General features: G+C 56.0%; 22 protein-coding genes and 1 other RNA gene. 8 read left to right on the forward strand and 15 right to left on the reverse strand.

Annotation, left to right across the window (positions count from 1 at the left end; genetic code table 11):
* Positions 1–333: 333 nt before the first annotated feature.
* The gene (locus RAL88_RS11175; RefSeq protein ID WP_306263392.1) at positions 334–1,329 is read right to left on the reverse strand and encodes an ROK family protein; all 996 of its coding nucleotides are present in this window, start codon (positions 1,327–1,329) and stop codon (positions 334–336) included.
* Positions 1,326–2,372, reverse strand: a complete 1,047-nt coding sequence (locus tag RAL88_RS11180; RefSeq protein WP_306263394.1) for an SIS domain-containing protein — start codon at positions 2,370–2,372, stop codon at positions 1,326–1,328. Before RAL88_RS11180 ends, RAL88_RS11175 begins: the two co-directional genes overlap by 4 nt.
* Positions 2,373–2,631: 259 nt before the next feature.
* On the opposite strand from RAL88_RS11180, the gene RAL88_RS11185 reads away from it, so the two are divergent.
* Complete coding sequence (locus RAL88_RS11185) at positions 2,632–3,873, forward strand: ROK family transcriptional regulator (protein WP_306263395.1); 1,242 nt, start codon at positions 2,632–2,634, stop codon at positions 3,871–3,873.
* A gap of 46 nt (positions 3,874–3,919) precedes the next feature.
* On the opposite strand, the gene RAL88_RS11190 is transcribed toward RAL88_RS11185, so the two are convergent.
* From RAL88_RS11190 to RAL88_RS11225, 8 genes are all read right to left on the reverse strand, one after another.
* Complete coding sequence (locus RAL88_RS11190; protein ID WP_306263397.1) at positions 3,920–5,020, reverse strand: ABC transporter ATP-binding protein; 1,101 nt, start codon at positions 5,018–5,020, stop codon at positions 3,920–3,922.
* A 65-nt stretch (positions 5,021–5,085) separates the two neighbouring features.
* The gene (locus RAL88_RS11195) at positions 5,086–5,949 is read right to left on the reverse strand and encodes a carbohydrate ABC transporter permease (protein ID WP_306263399.1); all 864 of its coding nucleotides are present in this window, start codon (positions 5,947–5,949) and stop codon (positions 5,086–5,088) included.
* Positions 5,946–6,833 carry a carbohydrate ABC transporter permease gene (locus RAL88_RS11200; protein WP_306263400.1) on the reverse strand — a complete coding sequence of 296 codons (888 nt, stop codon included), beginning with the start codon at positions 6,831–6,833 and terminating at the stop codon, positions 5,946–5,948. Before RAL88_RS11200 ends, RAL88_RS11195 begins: the two co-directional genes overlap by 4 nt.
* 72 nt (positions 6,834–6,905) lie before the next feature.
* Entirely contained in the window at positions 6,906–8,174 is a 1,269-nt protein-coding gene (locus RAL88_RS11205; protein WP_306263401.1) for an ABC transporter substrate-binding protein, read from the reverse strand.
* 657 nt (positions 8,175–8,831) lie between these two features.
* The gene (locus RAL88_RS11210) at positions 8,832–10,109 is read right to left on the reverse strand and encodes a hypothetical protein (protein ID WP_306263402.1); all 1,278 of its coding nucleotides are present in this window, start codon (positions 10,107–10,109) and stop codon (positions 8,832–8,834) included.
* A 29-nt stretch (positions 10,110–10,138) separates the two neighbouring features.
* On the reverse strand, positions 10,139–11,641 hold the full coding sequence (locus RAL88_RS11215) for a tripartite tricarboxylate transporter permease (protein ID WP_306263403.1): 1,503 nt from the start codon (positions 11,639–11,641) through the stop codon (positions 10,139–10,141).
* 21 nt (positions 11,642–11,662) lie between these two features.
* Positions 11,663–12,112, reverse strand: coding sequence for a tripartite tricarboxylate transporter TctB family protein (locus tag RAL88_RS11220; RefSeq protein WP_306263404.1), 450 nt, complete (start codon positions 12,110–12,112; stop codon positions 11,663–11,665).
* A 4-nt stretch (positions 12,113–12,116) separates the two neighbouring features.
* On the reverse strand, positions 12,117–13,082 hold the full coding sequence (locus RAL88_RS11225) for a tripartite tricarboxylate transporter substrate binding protein (RefSeq protein ID WP_306263405.1): 966 nt from the start codon (positions 13,080–13,082) through the stop codon (positions 12,117–12,119).
* Positions 13,083–13,238: 156 nt separating this feature from the next.
* Between RAL88_RS11225 and RAL88_RS11230 the strand changes: the two genes are divergently transcribed.
* On the forward strand, positions 13,239–13,931 hold the full coding sequence (locus RAL88_RS11230; RefSeq protein ID WP_306263406.1) for a GntR family transcriptional regulator: 693 nt from the start codon (positions 13,239–13,241) through the stop codon (positions 13,929–13,931).
* A 196-nt stretch (positions 13,932–14,127) separates the two neighbouring features.
* Here the strand turns inward: RAL88_RS11230 and ruvC are convergent, their stop codons facing one another.
* The 5 genes from ruvC to ssrS form a co-directional block, all read right to left on the reverse strand.
* Positions 14,128–14,634, reverse strand: coding sequence for a crossover junction endodeoxyribonuclease RuvC (ruvC, locus tag RAL88_RS11235; RefSeq protein ID WP_306263407.1), 507 nt, complete (start codon positions 14,632–14,634; stop codon positions 14,128–14,130).
* Positions 14,635–14,666: 32 nt separating this feature from the next.
* Complete coding sequence (locus RAL88_RS11240) at positions 14,667–15,416, reverse strand: YebC/PmpR family DNA-binding transcriptional regulator (RefSeq protein ID WP_306263408.1); 750 nt, start codon at positions 15,414–15,416, stop codon at positions 14,667–14,669.
* 88 nt (positions 15,417–15,504) lie between these two features.
* Positions 15,505–16,335, reverse strand: a complete 831-nt coding sequence (locus RAL88_RS11245) for a TIGR00282 family metallophosphoesterase (protein ID WP_306263409.1) — start codon at positions 16,333–16,335, stop codon at positions 15,505–15,507.
* A complete protein-coding gene (locus tag RAL88_RS11250) occupies positions 16,332–16,952 on the reverse strand; it encodes a 5-formyltetrahydrofolate cyclo-ligase (RefSeq protein WP_306263410.1) in 621 nt (206 codons plus the stop codon). The genes RAL88_RS11245 and RAL88_RS11250 overlap by 4 nt, the downstream gene beginning before the upstream one ends.
* Before the next feature lie 33 nt (positions 16,953–16,985).
* Positions 16,986–17,146: non-coding RNA, 6S RNA (gene ssrS / locus RAL88_RS11255), on the reverse strand.
* Positions 17,147–17,257: 111 nt separating this feature from the next.
* On the opposite strand from ssrS, the gene RAL88_RS11260 reads away from it, so the two are divergent.
* From RAL88_RS11260 to RAL88_RS11285, 6 genes are all read left to right on the forward strand, one after another.
* The gene (locus RAL88_RS11260) at positions 17,258–18,136 is read left to right on the forward strand and encodes a ComF family protein (RefSeq protein ID WP_306263412.1); all 879 of its coding nucleotides are present in this window, start codon (positions 17,258–17,260) and stop codon (positions 18,134–18,136) included.
* A gap of 76 nt (positions 18,137–18,212) precedes the next feature.
* Complete coding sequence (gene grxC, locus RAL88_RS11265; protein ID WP_306263413.1) at positions 18,213–18,473, forward strand: glutaredoxin 3; 261 nt, start codon at positions 18,213–18,215, stop codon at positions 18,471–18,473.
* An 11-nt stretch (positions 18,474–18,484) separates the two neighbouring features.
* A complete protein-coding gene (locus tag RAL88_RS11270) occupies positions 18,485–19,360 on the forward strand; it encodes a carbon-nitrogen hydrolase family protein (protein ID WP_306263414.1) in 876 nt (291 codons plus the stop codon).
* Positions 19,357–19,908: a DUF1178 family protein gene (locus RAL88_RS11275; RefSeq protein ID WP_306263416.1), complete on the forward strand. Its 552-nt coding sequence runs from the start codon at positions 19,357–19,359 to the stop codon at positions 19,906–19,908. The genes RAL88_RS11270 and RAL88_RS11275 overlap by 4 nt, the downstream gene beginning before the upstream one ends.
* Before the next feature lie 247 nt (positions 19,909–20,155).
* Complete coding sequence (locus RAL88_RS11280; protein ID WP_306263417.1) at positions 20,156–22,276, forward strand: ATP-binding protein; 2,121 nt, start codon at positions 20,156–20,158, stop codon at positions 22,274–22,276.
* Complete coding sequence (locus tag RAL88_RS11285) at positions 22,273–22,929, forward strand: response regulator transcription factor (RefSeq protein ID WP_306263418.1); 657 nt, start codon at positions 22,273–22,275, stop codon at positions 22,927–22,929. The genes RAL88_RS11280 and RAL88_RS11285 overlap by 4 nt, the downstream gene beginning before the upstream one ends.
* The last annotated feature ends 14 nt before the right edge of the window (positions 22,930–22,943 follow it).

The following is a 22,943-nucleotide window of genomic DNA, read 5'->3' on the forward strand; positions in this document are numbered from 1 at the left end:
AGGCGCACATGCTGACGGGCAGCTATTTGCGCAGGCTCGCTTGTCTTGGAGGTGCAACCCGAACGCTCATACGACGGTCCGGGCGAGCGATTGACGCGCTCAATTCATAGTCGCTCGTGTCTCCTGGACACCGCTTGGCAGTCAGCCCGACGGGGGCGTCTGACCACGCCTCCGCCGGGTCCTGACCATCTCGGGAGGAAGACGGACGCGGTGCTACGTTGGTGCTCAAGCCCTTGCCAATGACCTGGCAAAAAATGCCGTCGGCCTCTTTCCGGGCGGCATTCAGGGCCGACGGCAGGGTCAAGGAGGTTCGTCGTATCGGCGAGATTTGCATCATCCTGCAACCGTTCCAAAGATCGTCGCTTTTTGCACAGCGCGCTTGGTGGAGGGGTTATCAGGCATGTGACCTGAGCTGGAAGTGAATACTGACATTGCGCCGATTAATCCCGCGTCATTGCCGTTCTGAGCAACAACTACGTGCGCTCTTTCAAGCAAAAGTGGCCACGTGTATTTTGGCAACTTCTCGACTATGGGATCAGTCAGGAATGTACCCGCGTTGGAGACACCGCCTCCAATAACACAGTGGGTCAGACCAGTCAGATTGAAAATTGTGCCAATCGCTTGCGCCGTATATTCGGCCATCATGTCGAACGTGTCCAGCGCCAGCGACTCCCCAGCTATCGCTCGCTCGCGCAGAAGATTAATATTGAGTAGTGAAGCAGGTTCACCCGATTTTTCTGCGTAGTCGGCCAGAACCGCGCGGCCTCCGACAAAGTCTTCAAAGGATCCGTGTATACCCTTTCGAATAGCACCCACACCCGGTTGAACGACAATTGCACCGAACTCCGGTGGCTCACCATTCGGTCCCTGTATGACAGTGCGGTTGGCGACGATCGCGCCGCCGATCCCGGTTCCCAGTGTTATCATCGCAAAGCTGTCGACGTCGCGACCAACGCCAAAGTGCAACTCGCCGAGGGCGGCGCAAACACCATCATTTTCAATGACTGATGGGACTTTCATTCTGTTTGATAAAGAGCTGGCAATTGAGGCCTCGCGCAAAACGGGCACATTGCCTGATCCATCAATCAATCGGCCGGTCAAAGGGTCTGGATATCCAGGAACGCAAATGCCAAGTCCGCGAGGTTTAACACCATACGATGTTCTCATCTCGTCGAGTTGAGCTGCAATTGCGTCGGAAAGAGCGTCGAACTCTAATTTTGCATCAGTCGGAAGAAAATTTTTGCCGATCACCTCGCCTTTGGACGAAGTAATCCCGGTCTTGATCGATGTGCCACCAATATCGACTGCGTAGTAGAATGCTTCGCTCACACCGTTTTCCCTACTTTGATACCCAAATACTTGCCCATATCAGGATATCGCATTTTTTCGGGAACTATGCCGCGCGCTTCTGCCATGTGCACAGCCAACAACTGAAATGGAATGACACCGGCAAGAACCTCAACTGGAAAACCCTTAATGTTGCCTGTCCATCTCAAATCGACATCCGGGGAGGGCTTTGCTGCGCCCGTCAGGTCGACGATGTATGACGTCAGGTCGAACTGGTTCAAGGCTGAACGCAGTCGCTGTGCGAACTCCATTTCGGTTTCAGTCGAGGCAATGAAAATGACTGCGCTTCTGTCCGTTATGCAGTGAAAGCGACCATGGGATGCCTCTTCGGTCTCAAGGCCGAAACATGGAACGCCGCTCATTTCGGCGATTTTGAGTGAGCCTTCGAGGGCTGTGCCGACGTGGCTGCCTTGCCCGACCACGACGACAACATCGCATTCAGCCAACGTGCTGCTGACACCTCTGGCCCAGTCATTTGCTGTCTCCGTAAAGACAGCCACCTCGTCCGCGGCGGCAATCCGATCAACCTCGATGGAGCGTTTACTCAGAGCATTTCCAAGCAAGTGAAGGGCGATCAGAGTTGCAAAGAACCCCTTGGTTTTTGGTCCGATCGTTTCGTCTTCGACCGGCAAAATCAATAATTTCGGATTCAGGTCTGCCAAGGGGCTGTCTTTTCCAGCTGTCACAGCAATCACGTGTGCGCCAGCCTTCAGCATCAGACGCGTCGCTGTATTGGTATCGATGCTCTCCCCGGATTGGGAGACGACAATACAAATAACGCGGTTTGTGGACACCGGATTGTTCAACTGCAAGAATTCCATGGGGCTATGAATGGAGACATGCGCGTTTTGACCTGCAAAACAGCTGACTGCTCCCAGAATGGCATTCTTGGAGCTGCCTGTTCCCACGAGATAGATTCGATCAGCGCTCCAGTTCGGCAGCAGATCCTGAAAATCAGCAAAACCGGAGGCCAACATTCGCTTAACAAGGTCCGGCTGCTCTCGAATGAATCTCTGAACAATCATGCTGATGCCTATTTTATTGACAGGAGGAGCGCCGACGCCGACAAATACGGATAACACAAAACATTTGTATTATTCAAGAGGAGGTTATCGACCGGATGCATTGTCGGTCTGATAATTCTGACAACTTCCATACAGAACACACGTTCATGGGCCGATATCTTAGGCTGTGAGCAATTTCTCAGAACTCCTAGAAATCACGACAGAATACAGTAAGGTGTGGCGCAAAGGGTTCACGCCATGATGAAAATAGGAGACCGATTTGCCGCTGAAGGGTGCAAATCTTGGAAATGCCAAAAGCCTCAACCGCAGGGTTGCGTTTGAGTCGATTTTTCGCCACGGCCCGATTTCGCGAAACGAAGTGGCCGAACGGACGCAACTGACGCCGCAGACAGTCTCGAACATCGTGTCGGAACTGATGCCCTACGGCCTGATCATTGAGAAGAGTTTGCACACCGGCAAAAAAGGTAAGCCGGCACGGGAATATTCGATTGACCGCGAAGGAGCGCTCATCGTCGGCCTTCATATCGACCAACACAGAATTATCGGCAGACTGGCCAATGTCGTCGGAGAAAGTCTGAGCGAATTCAGAATTGAGCTTGAGAACCAGGACCCGGACTATGCGGAGGCCCAGGCTGAGAACGTCATCAATGCATTGTTCGAGAGCCGACCGGATTTGAGGAAAAGGCTGTTGGGCGTGGGCGTCGCGATGCCAGGTGTCTTCAAGAATGGTGTCTTTGTTTCCGGAAATTCGCTCACCATGAAAAACTGGAAGGGCTATCCCCTTTCAGATTCCCTTTCCAAACGAACCGGACTGCCGGTGTTTGTTGAAAATGATGCAACAACCGCGGCTATTGGCGAAGGTCTGTTTGGTGCCGCAAAGAACATTCAGTCGTTCATCTATTTCTATTTTGGACTGGGACTTGGAGGCGGTTTGATGATCAATGGTGCCCACTACAGCGGCGCTCACAATCGTTCTGCGGAAATTGGCCACATAATCGTGGAGCCTGGAGGTCGTCAGTGTCCTTGTGGCAACAAGGGCTGTCTGGAGCGCTATGTCTCGCTTTTCTCCGCCTATCAGGCAATTAAACAAACCGACATCGAATACTCATCCGTATCTGAGCAGGAAGTCCTGGACGCTTTTATTGCCAAAGATCGACACCTGATGGCGTGGAAGGACAATGCAGTGCAGCACTTGTGCACGGCGATCAACATTCTGCAGAACGTGTTTGATCCCGAGAAAGTGTTCTTGGGCGGCCTGCTTCCGGACCCATTGCTGAAGGATTTGGTAAGGGAGGCTCAAGAGCGATTGGCAGAAACCCGTTCTTCGATCAGAGAACCAAACGGGTTCGAACTGGAGTTTGTTTCAGGCGATATCACATTGGGGGCCGCGGCTTTGCCGTTATCCACATTGCTCAATCCATCCACGACGCAGCACAATGGTCTCGGTTATGTGCGACCCACTGAACGCGAAAGCCTCTACAATCTGCTGACGCAATACTAGATTGTGATAGTGCATTGTTGCTGTGACCGCCGCTGATACAAGAACGCTAAGCGGCGCGCATTCTCTTTCCATTCAGGTCGAACAACAGGATTGAAGTTGCTTCCGCGACGGCAAATCCCTCGCGGGCCTTGTTGTGACGCCCGTCTTTCTTTTGCAACGACAAACGCTCCTCCGTCGCGGTGTCGACATAGACATAAGTCAAATCGCCGAGTTCTTCGACAAAGGCCACCGACACCGGAATTGTGAATTCGTTACCGGCTTTCTCTTGGAAGTGTAGCTGATCAGGCCGTATGCCAACTTCTAATTCGTCTCCAATCTCATTTGCCCCACCCCTGAACGGAACTGTAAATGTGTAGCCATCTGCGCCTTCCTTGAGCGCCAGTGTGAGGGCCCCTGCTGTCTTCTTGACAACCTTGACAGCCATGAAATTCATCTTCGGCGTACCAACAAAACCGGCCACGAACTTGTTATCCGGATCGTCGTAAAGCTCCAGGGGTCGGCCGACTTGCTGAATGTTGCCGGCCTCCAGCACCACCATTTTGTCAGCCAGAGTCATGGCCTCGACCTGATCATGGGTCACATAGATCATTGTTGTACCAAGTTGCTCATGCAGCTGGATCAATTCCGCTCGCATTTGGATTCGTAACTCTGCATCAAGGTTTGACAGGGGCTCATCGAACAAGAAGATCTTTGGGTCGCGCACAATGGCCCGGCCAATGGCAACCCGTTGCTTTTGCCCACCTGATAGCTGTGAAGGTTTGCGGTCGAGCAGTTCCTCAAGCCGCAAGATTGCGGCGGCTTTGCCGACCTTCTCGGCGATTTCGCTCCTGGGCCGTTTGGCCAGTTTCAGGCTGAAACCCATGTTCTGGGCGACGGTCATATGCGGAAACAGCGCGTAGGACTGGAACACCATGGCGATCCCCCGTTGGGCTGGGTCCACGTCATTGACAATGCAACCGTCCAGTTCCATCTCGCCTGATGTGATATCCTCAAGACCCGAGATCATGCGCAACAGTGTCGACTTACCGCATCCGGATGGCCCCACAAGAACCACGAATTCTCCGGTCGCCACATCCAGATTGATGTTACGCAAAACGGACACTTCGCCGTAGCTCTTAAAACCGTCCCTGATATGAAGCTCAGACATTTTAGTATCGTTCCTTTGGTTTACGCGAAACAATGTGTGTCAGCAGGTCTGGTGGCATGCTCTACTCATCCCTTTGTCCCGGACATCTGAACACCTTCGATGATTTTTCTCTGGAAGATGATAAAGAATATGATCGGGGGAATCGCAGCCAGCAGATTCGCGGTCATGACGACATCAACAGTAGTGTGTGAAAACGGCGAATTGAACAGGTTGACTACCTGACTGACGGTGTACATGTCCTGCTTGGCTGAGACGACCAGAGGCCAGATAAAGTTGCCCCAGGTCTTCATGAAGGTCAGGATCGCCAGTGTGATCAAAGCGTTCTTTGAGAGAGGCAGGGCGATGTGCCAATAAAGTTGGAAATGGTTGGCGCCTTCCAGGCGGCCTGCCTCAAGCGTCTCCCTGGGAATGCTCTCCATGAACTGAGTAAGCATAAACAATCCAAAGGCTGACGCGAGCCCCGGCACAACGAGGCCCCGCATTGTGTTCAGCCAGCCAAGATCAGCCACCAGCAGGTAGGTCGGGATCAGGGTCACGGCCAGAGGCACCATCAACGAAAGCATGACCACTGAAAAGAGAATTTTGCGTCCCGGGAAATCAAACAATGCGAATTCGAATGCCGCCATTGAACTGATGGTCAACACTCCCACAATTGTGAGGAGCGTGTAGAGCACCGAGATGTAATAGGCGCGCAAATATCCGGTTTCAGCGAAAACTTTCTGTATATTGGTGATCCCGTGCCAAAGAGACGTAGGATAAAGACGTGGGTTGACCGCCACAGGAACACCAGGCTCGGCAAAGACAATGTTGAACATCCACCAAAGTGGAAACAAGGCGATGATAGCTACGCATATTGCTGCGATCCATTTTAGGACCATCCAGAGCGAAATTCGTTTTAACGAACGAGGCATGGTCAGCGCATTACTCATTTTTGCCTCCTGCGCATTGCGAACATTGCGGCAGTGAACGTTATGATAATGAACGTAAGGATGAAACCGTAGGCCGCCGCTTCACCAAATCGCAAACGACCGAATCCACGCCCCATCATGTCCATCACCGGGAACAACAGGGTTTGTCTTCGACCACCATAGTCTTGGAAGTCGGATGCGGTGAGCAGCCACGGAACATCGAATACCTGAAGTGCCGATATGAACCCATAGGTGATAACGAAGAACAGAACGGGTGCGGTCATCGGGATCGTCACATATCTGAGCTCTTGCAGCTTGGTTGCGCCATCAAGCCGGGCGGCCTCGTAGAGATGCTCGGGTACGTTTTTCAAACCAGCCAGAATGATGACCATATTGAACCCGGCCGACACCCAGATATCGACGGCAATGAGCGCAAACAACATCGTATCGGTGTCATTGAGGAAGTTCACCGACTCAAAGCCAAACCAACCTGTGAGGGTGTTGATGATTCCGAAGTTCGGCGCGTAGATCCAGCGCCAGATAGTGGCAGCCAGAAACAGAGGCATCATCACTGGGACGAAATAGGCGGAGCGGAAGATCTTGCCCCAAACGCCTTTGAAACTGTCGACCATGACGGCCAGCAGGAAGGCGATTGTGATACCCAACGGAACTGTTATCGCGACATAGAGCAAAAGGTTTGTGATCGATTTCTCGAACTTTCTCGATGTCAGAATCTTTTCATAATTGCCCAACCCCCGAAAAACAGGCTCATTGATCGCATCCCATTCAAAGAAGCTGTAAAACAGACCGCTGACGATGGGATAGAGAAAGAAGACCGCAAAGATAATGAAGAACGGCGCAAGCATGATGTAATGGGGTGCTATGCGTTTGAGACCAGGGTTCATTCGTTCCTCACCGGCTTCATTGGAGATCGCGGCACAATTGCAGCGCCGCGATCTGGTTGTTGGGAGTTCGGCTTAGCCGTCTTCGAGTATCTCGTTGAGTGCCTCGATTGTTGCCTCGGCACCTTCCATTGGCGTCATCTTGCCTTCCATAACATCACTGGCGTTGTCGACCATCGCCTGCCAGTAGTCTGAAGGGTAGGTGCCCTGGAAGAAGGGCGGTTTGTTGAAGAGCGCATACGGCACGGCAGCATTCGTGATCTTCAGCAGCGGATGACCGGCAACACTTGGGTCACCAAGAGCGGCATCGTTTGAGTTATAGCGACCCAAAGCGGAGGCCCAACGGATCATCTGCTGTTTCTCGGCAACATAGGCTGCAAACTTGAAGGCGATGCCGGCATTGTCACCGGGAGCCACGCCAATCATTTCATAGCCTTTCACGCCACCTTGTTTACCGGCTTCAGGACCGGGAACGAGAACCCAGTCATATTTGAAATCGGGGTTTTCAGCAGCCGCCGCTTCATAGCCAGGATTTGCCCATGGGCCATTCAGGGAGAAAGCAAGCTCGTTACTTGCAAACAGATCGTTGGTGGCCTGATCCCAGAGGCTGGTGCCGGAGCTGAACGGGTACATCTTGGCCAACATCTCAAGCGTTTGCGCGTATTTCTCTTTGTTCAAAAGCGTCTTCTTGTTCTCGAAGTCGGCACCCCACTCGCTCGCATCTGCAAGGCCGGAATAGATGTCGACGATTGAGAACCAGACCAGAGACATATCTGGAACAGCGGTCTTGCCCGCAGCCTTGATTTTCTCCATCTGGGCTATCCACTGATCCCAGGTCTGCACCGGCTCAGCTGGGTCAATGCCGGCAGCTTCCAGGACGCCAAGATTGCGATACATGAACGAACCGAAGCCTGTGTAAGGGATGCAGTACATCACATCCGGCTTGGGTGTACAGACATCGATCAGATCCTTGTTAAACTGATCGCGAAACTCAGCAGGCATGGCATCCCACTCAGCTTTAATATTCTTCAGGGCGCCGGCGGCGGTAAGTGTGCTGCCGACAGCAGTTGAGTTCATGAACACATCGGGTAGCGTCCCACTGGCTGCACCGGCAATTTGGCCGGATGTGAGGTCGCCATCGCCTTTGGCAGACAGATTGATCTTCACGCCGGGGTTAGCTTTTTCAAATTCGGCGATGAATGTCTTTTGCAGTTCTCCGGCCTTGCCTGCGCCAAAGTCGGAATACACCCAGTATTCCAGTTCAACTTCCGCGGCATGCACCATGGTTCCCATTGCGGTCAGCAACGCTGTCGCAATACCGAGATACGTTTTCTTGAAACCCATTTGGTAGTCCTCCTTGCTGGTCAAAAATTGACCGATTGTTTTTCACCGCATCATTTGACGACGTCTTTGGCTGGGCCGCGCCGTTCGCCTGAAGCTGCGTCCCGAGGTTGGGCCAATCCACAAGGAAAAGCACTTGTCTCCCGGTTCAAATATATTTACGCAAATAAATTGTATTAATCAACTGTTGTTTTGGAGAGACACAGAAGCGGAGCCTGATAGAGAAAAATCAGGCCCAAATTGGCGGCGTTCATTGGCACCGTTGCTCGAAGGTTGGCGACTTGATCAATAGACAGCTTCACGGCCATAGAAGATGTCGTGCATGGCAGTTTGGTACGCGGCGTCAGTGATATGATGTTAGAACTGCATGCCAACGGCAACTGTCATTCAGGCTTGACCAATGGGGCAAGAGCCAGCTTTGAGGCCATCCGCTCAGGTGCATCCGCTTCGATATCTTCAAAGTCATTGTAGGCCGTGATGGTATTTTAACTCTTGCGGATTTCCATGTGCCGGCAGCCTGCGAGAGCCATATCATGAACGGCGAACCACTTTGTGATGCTGATCAGGTAGGATCGCCGCGTTAATTTGGGTGCTGCCTGAAACTGGAGTGCTGCCAGACAATCCGTGCTCATCCTGAAACTGAGGCTCGGACTGCGCTTTTCATGTGGCAGCTTTAGTCAACGTGCTGACATCGACTATGTAAAGCTGCCGATCGCCTTCGTGAATGGAATCCACGCAAACAGAATTGCCATCAGGATGCCATCGCGGATGCAGGTCGCAGCGGTTTTCCTTACCCAGGTCAGGGTTTGTTACCAGCGCCGCGATGTCGTAGCGCGTGCCGCTTTCCAGATGGTAGAGAAACAGCATCCGGATATTGCTGACCTTGTCGGGGTAGGTGTCCGACACCATCCATTGACCATCCGGCGAATATGTCATGTGACCGTTTTCCGTCAGCACATCCACACCGACCGCTCGGGTCGTGCCGGTATCGGAATCATAAAGCCGATAGTGGATTTCGCCATTATGCGGCGCCCATACCATGATGGTCCGATCGTCGCGCCAGATCGGATGGGAAATCTGGTATTCCGACTTTTCGTAGTCGAACGTGTCCAGCCTGTTGGCGTCGTGATCCTGCTCCAGATGCGGAATCGGGTGATCGGTGCATTCCAGCAGGGTCAGTGCACTGCCGTCCGGGGCCATGCTGAACAGCCGGTGCAGAAAACAGGTTTCATCCTCGACCCGTCGGGTCCAGCGGTGGATGAACAACACTCGGTCTGAGGCGGAATTGATTTCGAGATGAGTGACCCAGTGAACCGCACCCTCCATTGAGACAACGGGCTGGAAGTGCCTCAGATCGTGCAGGCTGAGGACCAGCTTCATATCACCACCGGGCAGGCTCATGCGAAAAATACCGTCGGTGGCAGGGGCAAGCGGCAGATCGGCAGGGGCTGCCCCCTCGACGTAACCGATTGTCGGATGGGTCAGGTTGAAGCGCCGGTAGTCGACGCAGATGGCAAAGCTGCTGTCGGGCGCAACTGAATAGACCGGGTCGGGCAAGGTCATTTCCCCACCCGTTTCGATATCTCTGATACGGGCCGCGAAGCCCGGGTAGTGGCCGACGGATTTTGGATCGCGGATATTGTAGATCACCTTGTTGCCGGCAAGGCCCGGAAGCCATTGCAATTGACAGCCCATTTGCCAGTTCCAGGCAGAAGTTTCACCGATGGCATGAAAGGTGTCGCCTTTCGTCAGATCAAAATACCCGATTTGCGCGGTATCGGTTGCCGTCAGGTCGCGGCTCGCCCATGGCACGCGCAGGGCGAGCATCTTTTCCCCCGATTGATCCCAGATGCTTTTGTTGTAATAACCAAAAAAATGATGTGCCTTTCCGTCTCCGACCTTGCGAATGGGGCAGGACACAGACTGAATGGCTGGCATGAATTTCTCCGGAATTTTGAGTGGGCGGGTCATTCGAGCATCTTTGAATCGCGACGGTGCTGGATGATGCCGTGGATGATGGCCAAGGCGCACAGGATCAGGATTGCAAGCGCGACAGGGCGTGTAACCAGTTGCAGAGCGAACGCGCCAAGATCGCCGCGCACCAGTGCGAGTGAACGGGCCAACTCACCTTCGGCAAGGGTACCAAGAACAAGCCCCAGCACCAGTGGCGCCCGGGGCACTGCCAGCGCAGCCATGCCCCAGCCCAGCCCGCCAATGGCCAGCATGATCCAGATGTCATCGATGGAAGAACGCAGGGAATAGGCACCGATTACGGCGAGTGACAGGATCAGCGGCGCAAGGATGCCTGCTGGCACCTGCACGATCCGCAGGCCGAAACGCGCCAGCAGCAGGCCGACGGGGACAAACAGCAGATTGGACAGGAAAAGGCTGAAGATGAAGCCATAGGTAACATCGGCATTTGTGGTGAACAGTTCCGGCCCCGGACGCAGACCGTGTATCATAATGCCTCCCAGCAAAACCGCAGTTACCGGGTTTCCGGGAATGCCAAGGGTCAGCAGCGGGATCAGCGTGCCGCCAGTAACGGCATTGTTGCCGGTTTCACTGGCGACAATGCCTTCGGCAGCACCGTGGCCGAATTTTTCAGGTGTCCTGGACCCTTTCTTGGCGGCGTCATAAGCCAGAAAACCGCCAACACTGCAGCCGACACCGGGAATGATACCCACAGCAATGCCAATCAGGCTCGAGCGCAGCAGATTGAACTTCTGACGTCCCAGTTCGCGCAGAGCCGCCAGCGGGCTGGTGCGGTCGACACCTGCCGCAATGGCTTGTGAGCCTTTGGCGCGGTCAATCAGGTCGATCACCTCGGGGATGGAATAAAGGCCGATCAGAGACACGACCAGCGGGATGCCATCAAACAGCGTGGGCACTCCAGCGGTAAACCGCATGGTGCCAGTCAGGGGATGAACGCCCACTGTGCTGAGGATCAGCCCCAGCGCACCGGCAATCAGCCCTTTTTCCATAGCACCTGCCGACATCGAAGCGATGACGGTGATGCCGAAGACTGCCAGCAGGAAATATTCAGGTGAGCCGAAGCGCAGCGAGAACTCGGCCAGTTGCGGAGCGAGAAACAGCAGCGCCACGACACTGACGATGCCGCCGATGCTGGACGCGAAGGTCGCCAGAGAAATCGCGCGGCCGGGCGCACCCGCCTTGGCCATCGGATGGCCGTCGAGCATCGTGGCAACAGAGGCAGAGGTGCCGGGAATGTTCAGCAGGATGGCGCTGATCGCGCCGGAATAGGTTGAAGCGCAATAAATCCCGCCCAGCATCGCCAGCCCGACCTGCGGCGGCAGCGAAAACGTCACCGGGATCAGCAGGGCTACGCCCATGGTGCTGGTCAGACCCGGCAGCGCGCCGATAACAACACCTCCGACGACACCCACCAGTACTGCCAGAAGCAGGGCCGGATCGGCAAGCACCTGCAGACCCAGAAGCATATTCTCAAACATCGTCGGGTTCCTTCAGGCGCGTCAGAACAACAGGCCGTCCGGGCGCGGAACGCTCAGCAGGCCAAAGAAGATAACGTTCAAAAACGCCGTGAACACCGCCGAAAGGATCAGTGCTTTCAGCCAGCCGACGGCGCCAAGCCAGAGCATCAGAAGCAGCAGAAACAGAAAGGTCGGCCCTTCGAAGCCGACCAGTTTGAGCGCCAGCACATAAGCCGCAACACTGCCGAACGCTGTCAGAACTGCCGCCAGGTTGATCGTCGCAGCAGCGCTCGTGTCGCCCGCAGGGTTGAGCAGTATCCGGACACCGAAAAATGCTGCCATCACCCCCATGAACACAGCGAGAGTGCGCGGAAAGTAGGAAGAGCCGAAAGGATATCCGAACGCGGTCACTGCGATCACGATGGCCAGTGCCAATGCGATGGCCGCGAAGACCAGATCACGGGTTCGGGTTGTCATCTCGGCGATTCCCATTGGCTTACTTCATCAGGTCGATATATTTGCCCAAGGCCGCATCTGCCTCTTGCAGATAGGTCTCAAACGCTGCGGCATCCATGTATTTGAGCGGCAGACCGGCGGTCTTTGCATGTTCGAGAAATTCGGGATCTGCCATAACATCGGCAAAAGCCTTCTCCAGTCGCGCCTTGTGTTCGTCCGAAATGCCGGCAGGTGCCGCAATGCCGCGTAGTGATGCGCCGACCGATGGCACCTTGGTGCCTGCCGCTTCGCTGACGGTTGGCACATCCGGAAAGAGCGGGCTGCGTTCATCGGCAAAGACACCCAGCAGACGCAGACGTCCGGCATCGACATGTGACCCTGCCGAACTGGCCGATGGCAGCGAGGCGGCAAGATCCCCCCCCAGCGTGGCCTTGATCGCGGGACCGGAGCCATCGAAAGCGATGAAGTTGAAATCGGTCTGCAATGCGTCCTCAGCCACAATCAGCTGTAGCTGATTGTTGGACTGCGGACCATCAGCGCCAATGTTGAGTGCGCTGGGATCGGCCTTGGCTGCATCCAGCAAATCTCCCAGCGTTTGATAAGGGCTGTCTGTCTCGACGGCAATGACGACCGGATCAAGCTGAATGTTGGCAATCGGTGCGAAATCCGCCATCTCGTAAGGTACGTTGTCACGCAGACGTTTGACCAACTGGATCGAGGGAACATTGATGAAGCCGATTTCATAGCCGTCAGGATTTGCCTTGGCCAGAGCGGAAAATCCGATCTGGCCACCAGCACCCGCCTTGTTTTCCACGACAAGGCGCTGGCCCAGGTGTTTTTCAACATATTTTGCCACTGTCCGCGCCGCCGTATCGGTGCCACCGCCCGGCGAATAGGCGACGATCAGCGTGATCGGTTTTTCCGGATATTCCGCAGCAGCGGGGGCGACGCCAGCAAGCGCCAAAAGGCTGAGTGTGGCGGCAATCTTCGCAAGGGAACGTTTCACGAGGGTTTCTCCTGTCGGGTTGGATCGGGTGGGTCATTCGAGTCTAATTGATGGTAATGTTCTATATCGTATACAATCAAGTGCATAAAAAAACAAGTTTGGATTTACGCTGGTCAAAGCTAAGGTGAATCCACGCTTATCTCATTGGAAAATCATGTGACAACGAGAGCTTCTCAGAACAGGAAAAGTGCGGGGGGGTTGGAGGAAACAGCACCATCGCTGGCCGAAAATGTGTACCAGGCGCTTTCGGGATGGATACGTGATGGCGTTTACAATCCGGGCGACCGCATCCGCGAATCTGTTGTATCAAAGGAACTCGGGGTCAGCCGCACGCCCGTGCGCGAAGCCCTGCGCCGACTGCAATCCGAGCGTCGGGTGACGATGGAGCCACAACGCGGCGCGGTGGTCGCAGAGCTGGACCGCCACGAGGTGGTGGAGCTTTACCAATTGCGTCAGCAACTCGAAGGGGTCGCTTCACGCTTTGCCGCGCAGCACGCATCGAATGCGGAAATTGCCGAGATGGAAAGTATATTGGAGAAAAGCACAGGGGTTGCCGATGATCCACGTCTGCTGAACCAGATCAACTGGGAGTTTCACACGGCTGTCTATTCCGCAGCGCATAACCGGTTCTTGCTGCGTTCGATCGCGGCGATTTCCGATGAAATGGCGCTGCTGAAAGGAGTGAAATACATCCCCGAGGGGCGCGCGCCGGAATTGCACAAGGAGCATCTCCGCATCCTTGACGCCATTCGCGCCCGTGATCCTGATGCCGCAGATGCCGCTGCCCAGGCGCATATCGAAATGTCTTTGAGGGTCCATCTGCGCACCGGGTCATGGCAGCGCTCATGAGTTCACTGGCCATCATTGAACCCGCTCAGTATCGCCAGTTGACGAATCCGGCACCGCGAAACCGCGAGAGTTGTCGTCAGTGATATAGGGTGAAGTTGCCAAGCTGCGGAGCGCCGATTGGGCCAGAGTCTGAGGGGCTGAGGGCCTGAGGGGCTGAGGGGCTGCGGGCGGGATTACCGGGTTACCGTGAATTTGGCTAACCCTGGCGCATCAGTCTGCCCAAGGCGCCGCGTTGATGCGCGTGGCAAATGGCGATGGCCAGAGCATCGGCTGCATCATCGGTGTCAAACACTGCTTTTGGCATCAGCACCTTCACCATCATCCGGATCTGGCCCTTATCGCCGTGGCCGGCGCCGATAACCGTCTTTTTCACCTGGTTCGGCGCATATTCGGCGACCTCCAGTCCGGCCAGCGCCGGCACCACCATGGCGATACCCCGGGCCTGTCCAAGCTTCAAAGTGGCTTTGGCATCCTTGTTGACAAAAGTGGCCTCAACGGCAGCTTCATCCGGCTTGTGCGCCGCCAGAATGTCATCGAGACCGCGGAATAATTGCATCAGCCGTGCCGCCAGATCGGCCTTGTCGGTAGAGCTCACCGTGCCCGAGGCGATGAAGCGCAGCGCGCTGCCTTCGCTTTCAATAACGCCCCAGCCGGTGCGCCGTAGCCCCGGATCTATGCCGATGATGCGAACACAATGGGACACGTGGCTCTCGTCAGACCTCACTCACGGATGGCTTATTGGGACGCCAGTTTTTCCATGATCGCGTCATCGATTTCGAAGTTGGAATAAACGTTCTGAACATCGTCATCATCTTCCAGGGCGTTGATCAGTTTCATCAGCGTTTCCGCCTTGTCTTCCTCAACCGGCGCTCCGGTCTGCGGTTTGAAGGTCGGGTTCACCGATGCGCCGTCACCCAGTTCCGCTTCCAGCGCGGTCGACACTTCATTGATCTCTTCAAAGGCGCACAGAATTGTGTGTCCGTCCTCATCGGACTGAACATCCTCCGCGCCCGCTTCAATGGCCGCTTCCATCACCGTATCGGCATCTGCCACTTCTGCCGGAAAATTGATCTCGCCGACCCGCTCAAACATGAAGCCCACCGAGCCGGTTTCCCCCAGAGAGCCGCCGAATTTGGTGAAGGCGGCGCGCACATTGCTGGCCGTGCGGTTGCGATTATCGGTCAGTGCTTCAACGATAATGGCGACACCGCCGGGACCATAGCCTTCATAGCGGATTTCATCATAGGTTTCAGCGTCTCCGCCTTCCGCCTTCTTGATGGCGCGCTCGATATTGTCCTTGGGCATCGACAGCGCTTTGGCGTTCTGAATCGCCAGACGCAGACGCGGATTGCCGACCGGGTCTGCGCCTCCCATTTTTGCGGCGACCGTAATTTCCTTCGACAGTTTGGAAAAAACCTTCGAGCGCTTTTTATCCTGTGCACCCTTGCGGTGCATGATATTCTTGAATTTGGAATGACCTGCCATCGGACTGCCTGATTTGGTTTTGGGGTGATCAACGTATTGCCGGGCTTATAAGCCTGCTTGGACTTAAAATCCAGCGCGGCTGTGAGTGTCAGTCCTGCTCGATCCAGAAAGCCGGAATATGCTCCTGCAACCGCCCGCCCAGACGCACCGGCTCGACACGCAATGCCAGGCCGGTCGAATCATCGGTGAGCACTGCGACGCCGCTTAATGTCGCTGCACCCAGCGCCGGCTGAAACCGCCCGGCGGAAATCGCGCTGGTCATGCGTTGCAGCGGCTCCGACGCTTCCATGCCGATGATGGAATTATAGTCGCCCGTCATGCCGGCATCGGTCATGAAGGCCGTGCCGCCATCCAGAATCTGATGATCCGCGGTCGGAGCATGGGTGTGTGTGCCCACCACCAGCGACGCCTGCCCGTCGGCAAAATGGCCCATAATCTGTTTTTCGCTGGTCGCCTCGGCATGAAAATCAATCATCACCGCATCGGAAACGCTGCCCAGCGGCGCTGCATCCAGTTCGCGTTGTACGGCCTGAAATGGATCATCCATTGGATTCATGAAAACCCGACCCATGGCATTCATCACCAGAACCCGGCCGCCATTGCGGGCGGTAAACAGGCCTGCTCCCTTGCCGGGCGTTCCGGCCGGATAGTTCAGCGGCCGCAGAAAATTATCGTGCCGGGCGCAGAACACCAGCGCCTCGCGTTGATCCCAGACATGATTGCCGGTGGTCACCGCATCCGCCCCGGCGTCCAGCAGATCCATGAAAATTTCTTCCGTGATGCCAAACCCGCCTGCGGCATTCTCTCCGTTGACAACCACAAAATCCAGCGCGTAGTCGGCGATCAGTCCGGGCAGTGTTTCCTGAACCACCATCCGTCCGGCACGGCCGACCACATCTCCGACGAACAGCAATCTCATGCGCCAGCCTTCAGCAAGTCTGTACCGGTGACATCTGTGGTTGCTGCATCTGTCACGCCTGCTTCGGTCACAATCGCGCAAAGCGGTATGTCATGCGGTTCGACCGGAACCTGAGATACTTGCTGCACCGCAAAGCCGACACCGATGGTGATCGGGTTGCGGCCTTTTTGCCGCAGACTTTGCAGGGCCCGGTCATAGTGACCGGCGCCATAGCCGATGCGCCCGCCCCTGGCGTCAAATCCGGCAAGCGGCATCAGCAGGACTTGCGGCTCGACAATGGCAGCGCTCTCTTCAGGACCAATTGTACCAAACCCGGCGCAGCTCAGCGGATCACCACTGGCGTATCTGCGAAACACGATTGTGGTTCTGCTGACGACAACCGGCAAAGACAAAAGCGCCCCGGCCTTGCCGAGATCCGGCAACAGCGGGGCCAGATCCACTTCCGAGCGGATCGGCAGATAGGCTGAAATCTCGACATTTTCAACAAGATGACGCGCTGTCAGCAGGGCTGCCAGAAAGCTGCGGATCTGCGCAGATGCTCCCTGGCGGAAATCCGATTTCAGAGACGCGCGCCGGCCCAGACATATGTCGCGGATCGCGGATTTATCTGGGGCCACGGCAGTGTTCAAGAAATCGGTCCATTTATAACAAGCGAAGCCGCGGCAACCGTGAAGCGGTGAGCAATCCCGGGAACCTACTACGTAGGTGGGCGCCGTGTGTCCCGGCCCACGAGCCAGGTCAGGAACAGCTCCCGTTTGGATTGTTAAGGCCCCGGGGATATGTCGAGCAGTCACGAGAAGCGCAGCTTCTATAGCTATATAGGCTCGAAGAGGGCCAAGATAAAGCCCGCCATGCAGAGTCACAGGGAATTTCGCAAACCGGACAACTGGCGTTCAGCTGCAAACTCTTTTAAACTTGCGCCATGGCCGCTGCTCACGACATCAAACTAGCCGCGCAATCTGCTCGAATCGCACCGGTTCTGGCGTCAGGAATTGCCCGTGTTGCAAGAACCGCGGGGCGGTTTGCGCTTGATCTGGCAGTGCCGCCAGCCTGCCTGTCCTGTGACGAAAGGGTTCTGGAACCGGGGGCGCTGTGTCCGGTGTGCTGGCAGAAACTGCGATTCATCACCAAGCCCCGTTGCGCCATATTGGGCACGCCTTTTGCGTTTGATCTGGGACCGGGGATCATCAGCGCCCGGGCCATTGCCAGCCCGCCGCCCTTTACCATGGCGCGATCTGCGGTTCTGTATGATGAGATTGCCCGCAAACTTGTTGCCCGTCTGAAATATGAAGACCGGCCGGACCTGGCTCCGGTTCTGGGGCGCTGGATGGCCACCACGGCCGATGATCTGATTACCGGCCATCCGCTGGTGGTGCCGGTGCCTCTGCATCGCTGGCGGCTGCTGCGCCGGCGTTACAATCAGGCCGCCCTGTTGGCCCGCCACGTGGCGAGGCGGCATCAGCTTGAATTTCAGCCTCTGGCGCTCAGCCGCATCCGTCCGACCGGTCGGCAGGTTGGTCTGACGCGGCGCGAACGCGCAGATAATGTTCGCGGCGCTTTTCGCGCTACGCCGCAAGGTGCCATGGCGATGTCAGGCAGGCCGGTGCTTCTGATTGACGATGTTTTCACCACCGGTGCCACCATTGAGGCCGCCACCAGAGCTTGTTTGCGCGCAGGTGCCGCAAAAGTGCTTGTGCTGACATTCGCCCTGGTCTCTGATCCGCTGGGATCGGCGGCTGAAGGGGTGATTTCCCAGACAGATTCGGCTGAACTGCCGATTGATCTGCCGATTGATCTGTAAGCCTGCGCTCAGCGATCTTGTGAAACATCTAAACGCGCGCCTATATAGGGGTGAAACGCAGCACAGAAGGACTGCCATGAAAGACGTGACGATCTATACCCGTGCCATGTGCGGCTATTGTGCCGCCGCCAAATCTCTGCTTCAGCGCAAAGGCGTCGCCTTTCGCGAGCATGATGCGACATTTGACCACGAATTGCGCCGTGAAATGATTCAGCGCGCCAACGGCCTGTCCACATTTCCGCAGATTTTCATCGGCGATATGCATGTCGGCGGTTTTGATGAAATCAACGCGCTGGAGCGCGCCGGCAAACTCGATCCGTTGCTGCAAGCCGCATAAGGTAGGATGAAATGTCCCGACACGCATTCAAGGCCGCCTGTATCCAGATGAATTCCGGCACCGCAGTGACGCCGAATGTCACTGCGGCAACAGATCTGATTCGCGCGGCTGCGGCAGCGGGCGCACACTATGTCCAGACCCCGGAGATGACCACGATTGTCGAAAAGGATCGGGCCGCGCTTGAAGCCGCCATTGCGCCGCAGAATGAAAATCCGTCTGTAAGCGCATTTTCGCAACTGGCAAAAGATCTGAAAATCTGGCTGCATATCGGCTCCATGGCGATCGCGCTTCGCGCGCAAAGCGGTCCGACGATTGCCAATCGGGCATTCCTGTTCCGGCCGGACGGCCGGATTGCCGCTACTTACGACAAGATTCACATGTACGATGTGGATCTCGACAATGGCGAAAGCTGGCGCGAATCCAAAACCTATCGTCCCGGCACAGAGGCCAGGCTGGTGGATATGATGGTCGCGGGGACAGCGGTCAGGCTCGGCATCTCGATCTGTTACGATCTGCGGTTTCCCGCACTGTTTCGCACCTACGCCCAGGCCGGAGCAACAGTTCTGGGCACACCTGCCGTTTTCACCCGCCAGACCGGTGAGGCGCACTGGCATGTGCTTCAGCGCGCACGGGCCATCGAAAACGCTGCCTTCATGGTCTCAGCGGCCCAGGCGGGAAGCCATCAGGATGGCCGCGAAACATTTGGTCATTCGATGATTGTCGATCCCTGGGGTGCTATCCTGGCCGAAGCCGATGGCAGCAATGAAGCTGTGATTGTCGCCGAGATTGAGCCTGGACTGGCCGATGCTGCGCGCCGCAAGATACCGGCCCTGACGGCCGACCGGTCCGTTGAGCTGCAGATTATCAGCGAAAGCGCAGCGGCATGATCCGCTTTTCGCTGCAGTGCAAGGATGCTCACCGCTTTGATGGCTGGTTCCGCTCGGGAGAGGATTTTCAGACCCAGCAGAAACGTGGCTTGCTGGCCTGTCCGCAATGCGGCACGACCACTGTTGAAAAAGCCCTGATGACACCGTCCGTGCCGAAAAAATCCAATCGGACCATGGAATCTGGCGGTGAAGGTCCGGCACAGGGCGAGAGAGACCTTGCATCAGATGCCCAATCCCAGCCGCGCCCCGCCGCAGCGAAAACGCCAATACCGGTTCCTATGGCCCGGAATCCGCAGGAGGCTATTTCTGCAATGCCGGCGGAATTGCAAGGCAAGGTTCTGCAGGCGATGAAGCAATGGCGTGACAATGTCATTGCAAATTCAGAACATGTCGGCACCCGCTTCGCCGAAGAAGCCCGCAAAATCCATTTCAACGAAGCCGATGAGCGGCCGATCTACGGCGAAGCCAGCGCTGACGAAGTTGAGGAATTGCTCGAAGAGGGAGTGGCCTGTGCGCCTCTTCCTGTTTTTCCCGAAGACCACAATTAAAGCTGCCCCTCACAAGCAGACTTGTCTCGCCTCTCATGGGCCATGACTGCCTCAAAGGCATCTGATGGAACCCGGGTTTTTCTGTGCCTAAGGCTGAACACCGGATTTTCTGTTGCCACGCAGGGCAATGCAAAAAAATGCAGCTCAGGTGCTGAATTGGACTTGTCGGAATCAAACCTTCGTCTCAAGCTACGTGGTCCCCTGTTTGGGGGATTTACTTTTCTACGGCAGGGAATATTCCGTCATTATGAGCGCATTTTACAACAAAGTCTCACCGGCCTATCTGTTTCTTGGCGTGGTCCTGCTGGGCATCGCGTTGTCCATAGCCAGCATATTGGTAGCACTGTCTCAGCCCCAGCTTGATCTGCCCGTTGGCGCTGTCCCGGCCAGGGTCGGGGACATTGAGATTATTGCAAGCGATCTGGTCGAAGAACCGGATCAGTTGGGCAGCTATGCCGCGATTCAGGAATTTCGCGAACGGCAGACGCTGATTCGCGCTGAACTGGACCGGCAACAGCTCAGCATTCGTTATTTGCTGCCTGACGGGACCATAGAACAGAACAATTTTCAGGTGCGGCAACGCGACCTTGCCGACCTGCCATGGACCTTCTGGTTTCAGCTAGGAGTGGGGCTGGTATCGTTGTTCATCGGCGGTTGGGTGATCAGCCTGCGCCGCGATGATTGGGGCGCCCGGATGTTTGCGCTGACAGCGCTCTTTGTGCCGGTCTTTGCCAACGCTGCAGCGATTTACTCAACCCGCCAGATCGCGTTGGATGGTGCCCTGTTCCAGATCCTGTCCGGCATCAATGCCTTCGGTGCCATTTCATTCGGAATCGCCCTGGTCGGATTGTTTTCGCAGTATCCCAAGCCAATGTTCCGTCCAGTCTGGCTGCTGATCCCTGCCGGACTTTATGGCATCGCCATCATATTGAATTTTTTCAGTACAGGGCCTGACAATATTGTTGGATATTCGGTCCTGTCGCAAATGCTGATCGCTCTCGTCCTTGGCATAATCCAGTGGTATCTCAGCCGGCGCGAGCCGTTGAACCGTGCCGGGTTGCGCTGGTTCATCCTGGTGTCACTGGTGGGCTGCTCGCTTTTCATCTTTCTGAGCTCCGCGCCCGCGACCCTTGGCATCACGGATACGGGATACGTACCGCAGGGCATCGCCTTTGCCTTCTTCAACATCATGCATGTCGGCCTGGCACTTGGTATCATGCGCTACAAAGTGTTCAATCTGGATCGCTGGTCCTATTACATCTGGCTTTGGTTAAGCGGGATGATCCTGATCCTGGTTCTGGATGTACTCCTGATCCGCTTTTTGCAGGGACAGCCTTGGCTGTCACTTGGGGCGGCGCTGTTGATTGCCGGGTTCCTGTATTTTCCCTTGCGCCAATTGCTGCTGAAATTTCTTGTGCACCGACGGTCTGCATCGTTGAAGGGGCGCATGGCAGCCATTGTTGGCACGGCCCTGTCACCAACAAATCGCGAACATGCGCTCCGCTGGGATGCCCTGTTGTCAGATGTTTTCGCTCCATTGGCGCCGCCGGATATGGCTGGCCAGAAGGTAGACGCCCCGCGAATTGACGAAGACGGATTGGCCCTGCTGATCCCCGGCATCGAGGGACTGGAACCGCGCCGCCTGCGCTATGCACAGCGCGGACGCCGTCTGTTTTCCCGTGATGATGTCGAGGTCGCGGCAAATATCCTGCAGATGCATGATCTGGCCTCCGACAGCCGCCGCGCCTATGAGCGTGGTGTCATTTTGGAGCGCGACCGGATCAGCCGCGATGTGCATGACAATATCGGCGCGCAATTGCTGAGCGCCCTGCATTCGCGTGAAGTGTCGCGCAAGGATGATCTGTTGCGCGACAGTTTGAGTGACCTGCGCGCCATCATCAATGACGGGTTTCAGGCCGAATTCGAATTGCTGCCGATGCTTGCCGATCTGCGCACGGAAGCAGCACAACGGCTGGAGGCCCACGGGGTCACGCTGACATGGGCCGGACCGGCCTGCACGACGAACGATAACGGGCCGACTATTCCCTTTGAACTGGTCAACGGCCTGCGCTCAATACTGCGCGAGGCGGTGTCAAACACATTGCGCCACTCCGGCGCAAAAACAGTGTGGATCAAAATCTCTCTGAACAATTCCGAAATCGCGCTTGATATCGAGGATGACGGCAAGGGGTTGCTTGATGAGACTCGGGCGGGAGATGGCCACGGCATCCCCAACATCATGGACCGTGCTGCCGTGCTGATGGGATTTAGCCAGATTGGCAACCGGCAAGAGGGAAAAACCGGCACCCGCATTCAGCTCACCCTGCCACTATATCCGGACGTCTTGCGCAGTCAGGTGGCACAATGATTCGTGACATCCTTATTCTTGAAGATGTGCGCCAGTCACGGGAATGGCTGGCCGAGATCATCGCCAGGATTTTTCCGGAATCGCACATTACCAAAGAAGCCACGCTGCGCGGTGCGGAACATGCCTGTGCGCGTCAGGCCTTTGATCTCGCATTGGTCGATTTGAGCCTGCCCGATGGCAAAGGCACGACCCTGCTACGGCGTCTGGCACAGGATCAGCCTGAATGTATGACCGTTGTCACCACCGTGATGGCCGCCGACAGTGCGATCGTTTCAGCACTGGCCGCCGGAGCACAGGGCTATCTGCTGAAGAGTGAACCGGAGGATGTGCTGGAACACCAGTTGCGCCTTTTGCTGACCGGGGTCCCACCGCTCAGCCCCCAGATCGCGCGGCGCATCATGCGTCATTTTCAGCTGACCGGGCCGAATTACGAGGTGACCGCCAAGCTGACCAAACGCGAGACCGAAGTGCTGCGCCTGATCGCGCGCGGACTGAGTGTCGCCGAAGTGGCCGAAACCTTCGGGCTGGCAGACAGTACCGTCATCACCCACATCAAATCGGTATATCGCAAGCTGGAAATCTCAAACCGCGCTGAAGCTGCACTGCATGCCAGCAGGCTGGGCCTGCTGGCCGATGACGCGCCCAAATGTTAAGCAACACTGCGTTC

The sequence above is a fragment of the Pararhizobium sp. IMCC3301 genome, assembly GCF_030758315.1.
GTDB lineage: Bacteria > Pseudomonadota > Alphaproteobacteria > Rhizobiales.